The sequence below is a fragment of the Pontimicrobium sp. IMCC45349 genome (assembly GCF_047219225.1).
In the GTDB taxonomy this organism is placed as follows: domain Bacteria; phylum Bacteroidota; class Bacteroidia; order Flavobacteriales; family Flavobacteriaceae; genus IMCC45349.
The window spans coordinates 1,231,799-1,244,130 of the sequence record NZ_CP178208.1 but is presented as its reverse complement, the minus strand read 5'-3'; the positions used below and the strand labels follow the sequence as shown (position 1 = coordinate 1,244,130).

Genomic DNA, 12,332 nt, shown 5'->3' with positions numbered 1-12,332 from the left:
ATCAATTATTTTAACAATTTGCGATGTTGAAAATAGTGAGCTATATTCACGCTCTAAAAAAATTACAAAATGGTAGAAGATACAAGTACTATTGACATTAAGGCAATTAACGAGAAAATCGAAAAAGAAAGCGCTTTTGTTGATTTACTAACGTTTGAAATGAATAAAGTAATTGTAGGTCAAAAGCATATGGTAGAACGTTTGCTTATTGGGTTACTTGGTCAAGGACATATACTGTTAGAAGGTGTTCCTGGATTAGCAAAAACATTAGCTATTAATACGCTTTCACAAGCAGTTGATGGAAGTTTTAGCAGAATTCAGTTTACGCCAGATTTATTGCCTGCAGATGTTGTAGGTACATTAATCTATAATATAAAGGAGAACGATTTTACAATTAAAAAAGGACCAATTTTTGCAAATTTTGTATTAGCAGATGAGATTAACAGAGCGCCAGCAAAAGTGCAGTCGGCTTTACTTGAAGCAATGCAAGAAAAGCAAGTGACTATTGGAGATGAAACCTTTATTTTAGATAAACCATTTTTAGTAATGGCAACTCAAAACCCTGTAGAACAGGAAGGAACTTATCCTCTACCAGAAGCTCAGGTGGACCGTTTTATGCTAAAAACGGTTATTGATTATCCTAAGCTTGATGAAGAACAATTAATTGTTAGAGCTAACTTAAAAGGAGCTTTCGAAAAAGTAAATCCTGTGGTTTCTATTTCTCAAATTTTAAGTGCGCAAAAAGCTGTTCGTGAAGTTTATATGGATGAGAAGATTGAGAAATATATTTTAGATATCATTTTTGCAACACGTTATCCTGAGAAATATAAATTAGCAGATTTAAAACCATTAATATCTTTTGGAGCTTCGCCTCGTGGTAGTATAAATTTAGCTACTGCAGCAAAATGTTATGCATTTATTAAAAGAAGAGGTTATGTAATACCTGAAGATGTTCGTGCAGTAGTTTACGATGTGTTAAGACATAGAATTGGTATAACGTATGAAGCTGAAGCTGAAAATGTAACTTCAGAAGATATTATTAGTAAAATTGTAAATGTTATTGAGGTACCATAATAATTGTGTTTGATAGTTAAACCGATTACTTGATTTACTGCAGATTGAAAAAATGGATACCAAAGAATTACTAAAAAAAGTACGAAAAATAGAGATTAAGACAAGGCGTTTGTCTGATCATATTTTTGGAGGTGAATACCACTCAACTTTCAAGGGTCGTGGTATGACTTTTTCTGAAGTAAGACAGTATCAATTTGGAGATGATGTACGTAATATTGATTGGAATGTTACTGCGCGTTATAATGAACCTTATGTAAAGGTTTTTGAAGAAGAGCGAGAGCTTACCATGATGTTAATGGCAGATGTTTCTGCATCAAAACTATTTGGAACTTCAGACCAATTTAAAAATGATATTGTTACCGAAATAGCAGCAACATTAGCGTTTTCAGCAACTCAAAATAACGATAAAATTGGATTGATCTTATTTTCGGATGAGATAGAACTCTATATTCCACCAAAAAAAGGACGTTCTCATGTATTAAGAATTATTCGTGAATTAATAGAATTTGAGCCAAAAAGTAAACTTACTAATGTTGCTGAAGCGTTTAAGTTTTTATCAAATGTCATGAAAAAGAAAGCCATTGTTTTTGTGCTATCTGATTTTATAGCTGATGATTATAAACAAACATTAAAAATTGCTTCTGGAAGACATGATGTAACAGGTATTAGAGTTTACGATAAATATGAAGAAGAGATTCCTAATCTTGGAATGGTGCAAATGCAAGATGAAGAAACAGGAGAATCTATTTTAGTTAATACTTCATCTAAGAAAGTAAGACAAAATTACGCGAAGTATTACCAAGAAAAAGTAGATTATTACAAAGATAGTTTTACAAAATCTGGTGCTGGAGTTATTAACTGTAGAGTAGACGAAAGCTATGTGAAAAAGTTATTAGGATATTTTAAAAGAAGAGGATAATAGAGGTGAGAGAAAAAAAAATAAATAAAACTTTATTTAGGTTTGGATTACAAAAGTTATTGTTTTCTGTAACTTTTTTATTGACATCTTTTTATTTAAATGCTCAAGTAAAAACATCTGTAGATTCTACATCTATTAAAATAGGAGCGCAAATAACTTACAAGATTGAAGTTGAAACTGATTCGACAAACATTGTTGTTTTTCCAGAAGGTCAAACGTTTCAGCCTCTTGAAATGATAGAGTCTTTTAAAATTGATACAACAAAAAAAGACGCTAAATTCCAATTAATAAAAAAGTATGGTTTAACGCAATTTGATTCAGGCTCATATATCATACCTAGGCAAAAAATTGTAGTTGGCTCAAAAACACTTTTTACTGATTCTTTAAAAGTAGAAGTTAGAGATGTAGTTGTTGACACTACCAAACAAAAGCTATACGATATTAAACCAATTATTAGTGTTGAAAAAAGCCCTAGTAAATGGTGGTTGTATGTGTTGATAATATTAGCAATATTAGGTTTAGTTGCCTTTTTATTATACTGGTTTGTTTGGAGAGAAAAGCCATTAACTAAAGAAGAAAAAGTTGCACTATTGCCTCCATACGACAGAGCTAAACTTGCATTACAGGAATTAGATAGCGCTGGATATTTAGTTAGGGAAGAAATAAAAGAATACTATTCAGAATTAACCTTAATTATCAGGAAATATCTGGATGAAAAAGTATACGATCGTGCACTTGAAAGTACTACAGATGAATTAATCCATCGCTTAAAATTATTAAAGGATGGTAATCAAGTAGACTTAAGTAATGATGATATCAAGAATATTGAAACAATTCTAAAAAGAGCAGATTTAGTAAAGTTTGCAAAATCAGCTCCAGATATTGAATTAGCTAAAATCGATAGAAACACTATTGATTTAGAAATTGATAATGTAAAAGAAGCATTACCTGAACCAACAGAAGAAGACTTGTTGGCAGATATAGCATATCAAGAAGAATTAGAAAGAAAAAAGAAGCGTAGAAAAGTAATTATAACAGTAATTGTAGCAGCGGTTTTATTTATTGGAACTATAGTTGGGTTTACAATTCATTATGGTTTTAATTACGTTAAGGATACTATTTTAGGGCATCCTAGTAAAGAACTTTTAGAAGAAAAGAGTTGGGTGACTAGTGAGTATGGAGCTCCTGGAATTACAATTACAACTCCAAAGGTATTAGAACGTCAAGTAATAGAATTACCAGAAGAAGCAAAACAAAAAGTTCAAATAGCAGCATTTGGTTATGGAGGATTAGGCTCTCCAATTGATGTGGTGCTTACAAGTACTAAGTTTAACTTTAGTAAACAACAGCAGGAACAACAGAGTAGCGATGATGAAGAAAGTAAAATTGATTTGGTTCAAATAGCAGAAAAACAATTACAGAAACTTGAAGAAAGAGGATTCCAAAATATAATTACTAAAAACGAACAGTTTATTACACCTAATGGTCAAGAAGGTTTAAAAACATTTGGGACTGCAGATTATGTAAATCCTTTAACTAAAGATAGTATAAAGACTAATTACATCATATTAGGATTTACTACCAAAAATATTTTGCAGCAAGTATCTCTTTTATGGGAAGATGGCGATGTGTATGCAGACCAAATAATTGAACGCATTATGGCTTCGATTGAATTAATAAAATTAGAAGAAGACGAGAAATAGATGTTTGAAGGAATAGATTTTACTAATAAAGAAATGTTTTGGTTGTTACTATTACTACCAATAGCTATTTTGTGGTATGTTTTTAAACATAAAAAACAAACGGCAGAACTTAGTATATCTACAATTAAAGGGTTTCAAGTAACACAATCATGGTTGCCAAAACTTAAACATTTAATGTTTGTATTTAGGCTTGCAGCATTAGCATTAATAATAACAGCATTAGCACGACCTCAAACAGTAGATGTGTCAACTAAAACAAAAACTACTAGGGGAATTGACATTATAATGGCTATCGATGTGTCTGCAAGTATGTTGGCAAAAGATTTAAAACCTAATAGATTAGAAGCTCTTAAAAATGTTGCTGGCGATTTTATTAATGGAAGACCTAATGATAGAATAGGATTAGTTGAATATGCTGGAGAAAGTTATACAAAAACACCTATTACAAGCGATAAAAGTATTGTGTTACGCTCGCTAAAAGAAATAAAATATAATACCATTATTGAAGGCGGAACAGCTATTGGAATGGGATTAGCAAATGCTGTAAATAGAATTAAAGACAGTAAAGCAAAAAGTAAAGTAATCATTCTGCTAACTGATGGTGTAAATAACTCAGGTTTTATTGACCCAAATACAGCAAGCGAACTAGCAGTTGAGTATGGTATTAAAACCTATACAATTGGTTTAGGAACAAATGGAATGGCTTTATCACCAGTTAGATTAACAAATGGAATATTTGAATATGGTCGTGTTCAAGTAGAGATTGATGAAGAATTATTAAAAGAAATTGCTGAGGTTACTGGTGGAAAATATTTTAGAGCTACTAATAATAAAAAGCTAAAAGAGATTTATAAAGAAATTGATAAGCTTGAAAAAACAGATGTTGAAGAATTTAAGTTTTATAACTACGAAGAAAAATATCGTCCATTGGTTTTATTAGCTGGCTTATTATTACTTATTGAGTTATTACTAAGATTTACAATTTTTAGAAGTTTTATATAGATGTATCAATTAGAAGAAAAAATATGGTTTTGGTTATTGTTGGTTATTCCAGCAATAGCATTGCTTTTTTTGGTACTTCAAATATGGAAACACCAAACGCAAAAAAAGTTCGCTGATAAAAAGCTATTAAACCGTTTAAGTCCAGATAAATCACTGTTTAAATCAATTTTGAAACTGGTAGTGCTAAGTTTAGCAATAGCTTGTTTTGTAATTGCTTTGGTAAACCCTAAAATAGGTACTAAGTTAGAAACTGTTAAGCGTCAAGGAGTAGATATTGTATTTGCTGTAGATGTGTCTAAAAGTATGTTAGCAGAAGACATTGCTCCTAACAGATTAGAAAAGTCAAAACAATTGGTAACTCAAATTGTAAATAATTTGGCAAGTGATAGAGTTGGAATTATTGCTTATGCTGGAAAAGCATTTCCACAATTACCAATTACAACCGATTATGCTTCGGCAAAAATGTTCTTGCAAAGTATGAATACAGATATGCTTTCCTCTCAAGGAACAGCAATTAACGAAGCCATTCAATTAGCAAGAACATATTACGATGACGAAGAACAAACCAATCGTGTTCTTATCATAATTTCAGATGGAGAGGACCATAGTGATGCAAGTATAGATATAGCAGAAGCAGCCGCCGAAGAAGGTATTAAAATATTCACTATTGGAGTTGGTCGAGAAAAAGGAGGCCCAATACCTATTAAACGTAATGGGATTGTTCTTAATTATAAAAAAGACAGTCAAGGAGAAACAGTTATTACTAAGCTGAATAAAGAAACACTTATGGCTATTGCTGAAGAAGCAAATGGGCAATATATAGATGGAAATAACACAAACAAAGTTGTTGAAACCATTAGAGATATTTTAAATAAGATGGATAAAAAAGAATTTGAAGCAAAGCAATTTGCGGAGTATAAAGACCAATTTCAATGGTTTTTAGGATTTGGTTTGTTCTTCTTATTTATAGATATATTTTTACTGGAACGTAAAACAGCTTGGTTAAGACGATTAAATTTATTTAACGAAAACTTATGATGCTTTCAATAAAAAAATTATTAATATTCGTTTTAAAATTAAAAATATCAATGCCATTGGTAAGGATTAAACACATAATATGTCTGCTTTTTATAGCGTCTTTTTCTTTTGTAGTTGCTCAAGAAAAGGATAAAGCGTTGCAAAAATCTAACGACTTTATTTATGAAGCAAATAGCCAAGTAAATGATAATTTTATAGCTGCTGAAAAAGAATATCGCAAAGCAATTTCAGAAAAACCAACCAATGCTGTTGGTGCTTATAATCTTGGTAATGCATACTATAAATCTGGACATTATGATGAAGCAATGCTTAGGCATTTAGAAACTATCAAAAATGCATCGTCAAAGAGCGAAAAACATAAAGCATATCATAACATAGGTAACACTTTAATGCAGCAACAATTATGTAAAGAAGCTGTAGAAGCTTATAAAAATGCATTAAGAAATAACCCTTCGGATAATGAGTCAAGATATAACTTAGCACTAGCTAAAGAATGTGCTAAGCAACAAGGTGGAGGCGAAGATGATAAGAAAGATGATGAAGGAGAGGATAAGAACAAAGATGATGGTGAAGATGAAAAGGATCAAGAAAAAGATCAAGGAGACAATAATGAAGATGAGAATAAAGATGAAGGCGATCAAGATAATGAGGATAAAAATGAAGGCGATGAAAAGGAAGATGATAATGGTAAGCCAAAGGATGATGAAGGCGATAAAAAAGATGGTGATCCAAAAAATAAGAATGGAAAGCCTAAGCCACAACCAGGTAAATTATCACCACAACAAGTTAAAAACTTGTTAGAAGCAATGAATAACGAGGATAAAAAAGTACGAGATAAAATAAATGCTAAAAAAGCTAAAGGCGTTAAAGTAAAAACAGAGAAAGATTGGTAAAAAGTATGAAGTTTAAACTTTACATATTTGCATTTTTATTATCAAGTTTAGTATCAGCTCAAGTAACTTTTGAAGCTAAAGTTAGTAAAAGCAAGTTAGGCGTAAATGAACGTTTAAGAATAGATTTTATCATGAACGAAGATGGGGATAACTTTAATCCACCTTCTTTTGAAAATTTTACTGTTGTTGGTGGACCTAGTCAATCAATTAACAACTCTTGGATTAATGGGAAGCGTACTTTTTCTAAAACATATAGTTACTTCTTAGCACCAAAAAAGAGAGGTAATTTTGTAATAAGTCAAGCAACCATTGAAATAAAAGGTGAAACTTATAAAACGTTACCGCTTAAAATTCAAGTCACTGCTGCTGTAGATAAGCCTAAAGATCCTAATGACCCAGATTATATTGCGTCAGAAAGTATTCACTTAGTAGCCGAAGTTTCTAAAGCTAATCCATATTTAAATGAACCTATTGTTGTATCATATATTTTGTATGTATCTCCTAATGTAGGTATTAATGGTTCTAGAGAAGTTGATAGCCCAAGGTATAATGATTTTTGGAGTCAAAATATTGATGTTCGAGGACAAAGATTCCAACCAGGAACCTATAATGGAGAAGATTTTAGATACATAACTATAAAGAAAGTAGTTTTATATCCACAAAAATCTGGCAAGCTTAATATTGAGCCTTTGGCTTTGGATATTACTGTTGAAGTTCCAACAAATAGACGAGATATTTTTGGTGGTCGATTAATGAAATCAGTACATAAAACGGTAGCTGCTGGAAATAGAACAATTAATGTAAAACCATTACCTGAAGAGGGTAAACCATTAGATTTTTCTGGAGCTGTAGGTGATTTTGATTTAAAAGTAACAACTTCTAAAAACGAGTTAAAAGCAACAGAAGCATTACAAGCCAAGGTTGAAGTGTCAGGAAAGGGTAATTTAAAGCTATTTAAACTACCTAAGCTTACCTTGCCTAGTTCTCTTGAAGTATACGAGCCTGAACATAAAGAAAATGTTTCTACAAAGCTTTCAGGAATGCAAGGAAGCATATCAGATACTTATACAGTAGTACCTTCTTATCAAGGAAAATATCCTTTGCCTAGTATTACATTCTCTTATTTTGATATCAATACTCAAAGCTACAAAACACTTTCTTCAGATGAGTTGGTGATTAATGTAACCGAAGGACCTATTAATAATAGTGTAAGTAACAATTCAGTTACAACAAATACAAAGCAAGAAGTAATTACAACAGGTAATCAATTTGCATCATTTAAAACAAAGACAAAATTTATTCCAATAGCATCCGAACCATTTTTTAAATCTACATCGTTTTGGAGTTTACTTTTATTGCCTTTTTTAGCAATTCCAATTGCTATAATTATTAGAAAAAAGAAAGACGAAAGAGATAGTGATGTTGTTGGTAATAGAATTAGACAAACAAATAAACTAGCAAGAAAATATCTAAGCGAAGCTAAAAAAGCTTTAGGAAATAAAGAAGCATTTTATAATGCTTTAGAGCGTGCTTTACACAATTACTTAAAATCTAAATTGCATATTGAAACTAGTGAGTTTAGTAAAGATAAAATACAAGAATTGTTACAGCAAAAGTCAGTTTCAGAGGTAACAATAACTGAGTTTATTGACTTATTACAGAGTTGTGAGTTGGCTAGATATACACCATTTACAAATGTAGAAATGCAAAATGATTACGATAAAGCAGCTAAAGTAATTTCAACCTTAGATAAACAAATTAGATAGTAAGATAAAAATAATGAAACGTATTATATACATAGTGTTTTGCCTTATAAGTGTTTTGAGTTTCGCTCAAAACAATAACGACTTATTTACTCAAGCTAACACGTATTATAATGACGGTAAGTTTTTAGATGCTATCGCTAAATATGAAGCAATATTAAGTACAGAAAAGCATTCAGCTGAGTTATATTTTAACTTGGCAAACGCCTATTATAAGCTTAATAAAGTAGCTCCAAGTATTTATTATTACGAAAAGGCATTACAGTTAGCTCCAAATGATAAGGATATAAAAAACAACCTTTCTTTTGCGCAAAATATGACTATTGATGCGATTGAAGTCGTACCAGAAATTGGCTTTACTAGAGTTACTAAGAGTATAGTTAATACTTTTAGTTTTGATACTTGGGCAGTTTTTTCTGTAACATTAGTGATGCTTTTTGTTGTGTTGTTTTTAGCATACTACTTCTCATATGGAACAGGAAAAAAACGATTGATGTTTTTAACAAGTATAACATCTTTATTTTTAGCGTTCATAACGCTTGCTTTTGCTTTTCAAAAGTATAAATATGTCCAAAATGATAATCCTGCAATTGTCTTTGCACAGGAATCTGAAGTTAAGGCAGACCCAAACTTAAGAAGTGAGAGTACTTTTATCTTGCACGAAGGAACCAAAGTTCAAGTTTTAGAAACGTATAAATCAAATTGGACTAAGATTAAGCTTTCTGATGGAAAAACAGGGTGGATTTCTAATCAAGATATTAAGACACTTTAGTTTAGAGATTATTTAACACATTATTTCCCACAAAATTTTATATTTGTTATTATACTAATAACTAACTAATGCGTACAAACAGATTGCATATCTTATTATCGTTTGTTTTTATGGTGTCTCTTACAACGCCAGCAGTAGTAACTTTGGTTATTGACGATATAGATGCTTCAGTTTTTTTAAGCTTGAATGATGAGGAAGGAGAAGAATTAAATGATGTTAGAGAACTTTTAGAGTTTGATTTTTATAAAGACTTACCTTCAAATTTATCAGGTTTAGAAAATACATCAGTAAAAATAAGTACAGTATATTTAGATACTTTTGAAGAACTTCATATAGAAAACATACCTCCACCTCCCGAATTAATTTAGATTATATAATAGTTAAGACAAAGTATGCTTTGTAATTCAATAATCTTTATTTTAATTCAATGAAAAACTTATTTTCAAACATAAAAGGTGATGCTTTTGGAGGTATTACCGCAGGAATAGTAGCTTTACCTTTAGCATTAGCTTTTGGTGTATCCTCAGGTTTAGGCCCTAGTGCAGGACTATATGGTGCCATTTTTATATCCTTTTTTGCAGCACTTTTTGGAGGAACCAATACGCAAATTTCTGGCCCTACTGCTCCAATGACAGCTGTAAGTATGATTATTATTGCTGGAATTATTGCTGCTAATGATGGTGATGTAGAAAAAGCATTACCAGCAATTCTCTCAGTATTTTTATTAGCTGGTTTAATGCAAATAGGTCTTGGAGCCATTGGTTTAGGTAAATATATTAGATATATACCTTATCCTGTAGTTTCTGGTTTTATGACAGCTATTGGAGTTATTATTTTAATAACACAGATACTTCCTGCTATTGGATATTATCCAAAAGAAGACCTCGAATTTGTAAATACATTTAAGGTAGAGGCGGAAGATGTAATATTAAAAAATATCATTGAGCAAGAGGCTAATGAAGGAATATTAGTGCTTGAAGATTTTAAGGAAACTATTAATAGAGCTAATAGTATTAGTGAAGAAGATATTTTAAATGAAGCTCGATCCATAGCTAAGAGTGAGGGTAAAAGTACTTTGGGAGTAATAAAATTATTTCCAAGGGCAATACAAAATATTAATTGGTTAGAGTTGATGCTTGCACTTGGAACCATTTTTATTATATATGGCTTCAAACGAATTACAACCAAAGTACCTAGTACTTTAGTAGCCTTAGTTATAATGTCAAGTATTGCTATTATTGGTGGATTAGATTATAGGCCAATACCAGAAATTCCTCAAGGATTACCTGAGTTCAAATCTGAAATTTTTACAGGATTCAGCTTAGGTAGTATACAACCCTATATTTTTACAGCTTTAACTTTAGCATTGTTAGGAGCGATTGATTCTCTTTTAACAAGTATTGTTGCCGATAATATGACCAAAACGAAACATAATCCTAATAAAGAATTGGTAGGTCAAGGTATAGGTAATAGTATTGCTTCTTTATTTGGAGGTATTCCTGGAGCTGGAGCTACCATTCGTACAGTTGTAAATATTAATTCTGGAGGTAAAACCAAATTATCTGGAATGATAGCAGGTGTGTTATTGTTTGTAATATTACTTGCTGTAGCACCTTTAGCATCAAAAATTCCAGCAGCAGTTTTAGCAGGAATATTAATTACAGTAGGTATTGGAGTAATGGATTATAAAGGATTAAGAGCAATACCTTCATTACCAAGAGATATTAAGTTAGGACCATTTAAATTAAGTTCAGAAGTATTAATTATGCTTATTGTACTTATTTTATCTTCTTTCTGGGACTTAATTTTTGCCGTTGGTATTGGGTTAGTAATAGCTTCTTTAATGTTTATGAAGAAAATAGGAGATTTAACTGCTGAAAGATCTGATGTAAAATCTCTTAAAGAAGAAGCTTGGAAAGATGAGGTGAACTTTCCTGAAAATTTAAAAGAAGAAGTATTTATTAAGCATATCAAAGGACCATTATTCTTTGGTTCAACAAGCGATTTCCAAGCCTTAAGGCAGCAAATACCTAATACTGCTAAAACAGTAGTCATGAGGTTAGATAGGATGCAATATATGGATCAATCTGGATTATACGCAATGGAAGATATGCTTCAAGATCTACAAACTAAGGATGTAGAAGTACTTTTTGTAGGTTTGTTAAGGCAACCTAGATATATGATGGAACGTATTGATATTATTCCAGATTTTATTCCTGAATCACATATTTTCAGCTCGTTTGATGAATGTATGATTTGGGTTAAAGAAAACGTAAAAGATGAATTTTAATAAAAAATAAAATAAAAATGAAAAATACAGCGATAACAAAAGAAGTTCAAGATACGCTAACACCACAATCAGTATTAAGAGATTTGTTAGATGGTAATCATAGATTTGTAACAAATGCAACTCAATCTGTAGATAATTCTGCATTAGTAAACCAAACAACAGGAGGGCAATTTCCTAAAGCAGCAGTATTATCTTGTATTGACTCAAGAGTACCTGTAGAAACTGTTTTAGACCAAGCTATTGGTGATGTATTTGTAGCTAGAGTTGCAGGTAACTTTGAAAACACTGATATTTTAGGAAGTTTAGAGTATTCTTGTAAAGTAGCAGGAAGCAAGTTAATATTAGTTTTAGGACATGAAGCATGTGGAGCTGTAAAAGCTGCTTGTGATGGTGTTGAGCTAGGAAACATAACAGATATGCTTTCAAACATTTTACCTGCAGTAAAACAATCTGCTGATGAAGTTGATGGTGAAACAAATTCTTCTAATGCAACTTTTGTAGCAAAAACAGTAGAGAACAATGTAAAGCTTACTATTGATCGTATTAGAGAAAAGAGTCCTATTCTTAAAGAAATGGAAGATAATGGAGAAATATCTATAGTTGGAGGTGTTTATAGCTTACACACTGGAAAAGTAGACATGGTATAATAAAACCATTATTAGACAGAATTAAAAAAGCCGCTATTAAAGCGGCTTTTTTAATTCTATAAATTATTATTAAAGTTTAGGACAACGTTTGCAATTAGACTTCCCTTTTTTCTTGTATTTCTTACAGCACTTTTTCTTTTTATCACCACAAGCAACAGCACAAGGTGCACCTACAATTAGACAGGGAATAATAACATTTGATTCTACTCTCATTATTTTTACTTAATCTAA

General features: G+C 31.2%; 12 protein-coding genes. 11 read left to right on the top strand and 1 reads right to left on the bottom strand.

Annotated elements, in window-relative coordinates:
• The first annotated feature begins 69 nt into the window (after nt 1–69).
• From ACLII3_RS05715 to ACLII3_RS05665, 11 genes are all read left to right on the top strand, one after another.
• Complete coding sequence (locus ACLII3_RS05715) at nt 70–1,074, top strand: AAA family ATPase (RefSeq protein WP_412987211.1); 1,005 nt, start codon at nt 70–72, stop codon at nt 1,072–1,074.
• Between the two features lie 52 nt (nt 1,075–1,126).
• Nucleotides 1,127–1,993 carry a DUF58 domain-containing protein gene (locus tag ACLII3_RS05710; RefSeq protein ID WP_412987210.1) on the top strand — a complete coding sequence of 289 codons (867 nt, stop codon included), beginning with the start codon at nt 1,127–1,129 and terminating at the stop codon, nt 1,991–1,993.
• 20 nt (nt 1,994–2,013) lie between these two features.
• On the top strand, nt 2,014–3,696 hold the full coding sequence (locus ACLII3_RS05705; RefSeq protein ID WP_412987895.1) for a hypothetical protein: 1,683 nt from the start codon (nt 2,014–2,016) through the stop codon (nt 3,694–3,696).
• Complete coding sequence (locus ACLII3_RS05700; protein WP_412987208.1) at nt 3,697–4,698, top strand: vWA domain-containing protein; 1,002 nt, start codon at nt 3,697–3,699, stop codon at nt 4,696–4,698.
• Nucleotides 4,699–5,736, top strand: coding sequence for a vWA domain-containing protein (locus tag ACLII3_RS05695; protein WP_412987206.1), 1,038 nt, complete (start codon nt 4,699–4,701; stop codon nt 5,734–5,736).
• Nucleotides 5,737–5,786: 50 nt separating this feature from the next.
• Nucleotides 5,787–6,629 carry a tetratricopeptide repeat protein gene (locus ACLII3_RS05690; protein ID WP_412987204.1) on the top strand — a complete coding sequence of 281 codons (843 nt, stop codon included), beginning with the start codon at nt 5,787–5,789 and terminating at the stop codon, nt 6,627–6,629.
• A gap of 5 nt (nt 6,630–6,634) precedes the next feature.
• Nucleotides 6,635–8,395, top strand: coding sequence for a BatD family protein (locus ACLII3_RS05685; protein ID WP_412987202.1), 1,761 nt, complete (start codon nt 6,635–6,637; stop codon nt 8,393–8,395).
• A 13-nt stretch (nt 8,396–8,408) separates the two neighbouring features.
• Nucleotides 8,409–9,164 (top strand): tetratricopeptide repeat protein, encoded by a 756-nt coding sequence (locus ACLII3_RS05680; RefSeq protein WP_412987200.1) that lies wholly within the window; start codon nt 8,409–8,411, stop codon nt 9,162–9,164.
• A gap of 68 nt (nt 9,165–9,232) precedes the next feature.
• A complete protein-coding gene (locus ACLII3_RS05675) occupies nt 9,233–9,532 on the top strand; it encodes a hypothetical protein (RefSeq protein WP_412987198.1) in 300 nt (99 codons plus the stop codon).
• A 59-nt stretch (nt 9,533–9,591) separates the two neighbouring features.
• Nucleotides 9,592–11,454, top strand: coding sequence for a SulP family inorganic anion transporter (locus ACLII3_RS05670; protein WP_412987196.1), 1,863 nt, complete (start codon nt 9,592–9,594; stop codon nt 11,452–11,454).
• Between the two features lie 17 nt (nt 11,455–11,471).
• A complete protein-coding gene (locus ACLII3_RS05665; protein WP_412987194.1) occupies nt 11,472–12,101 on the top strand; it encodes a carbonic anhydrase family protein in 630 nt (209 codons plus the stop codon).
• A gap of 69 nt (nt 12,102–12,170) precedes the next feature.
• On the opposite strand, the gene ACLII3_RS05660 is transcribed toward ACLII3_RS05665, so the two are convergent.
• On the bottom strand, nt 12,171–12,314 hold the full coding sequence (locus ACLII3_RS05660; RefSeq protein WP_412987192.1) for a hypothetical protein: 144 nt from the start codon (nt 12,312–12,314) through the stop codon (nt 12,171–12,173).
• Between the last annotated feature and the right edge of the window lie 18 nt (nt 12,315–12,332).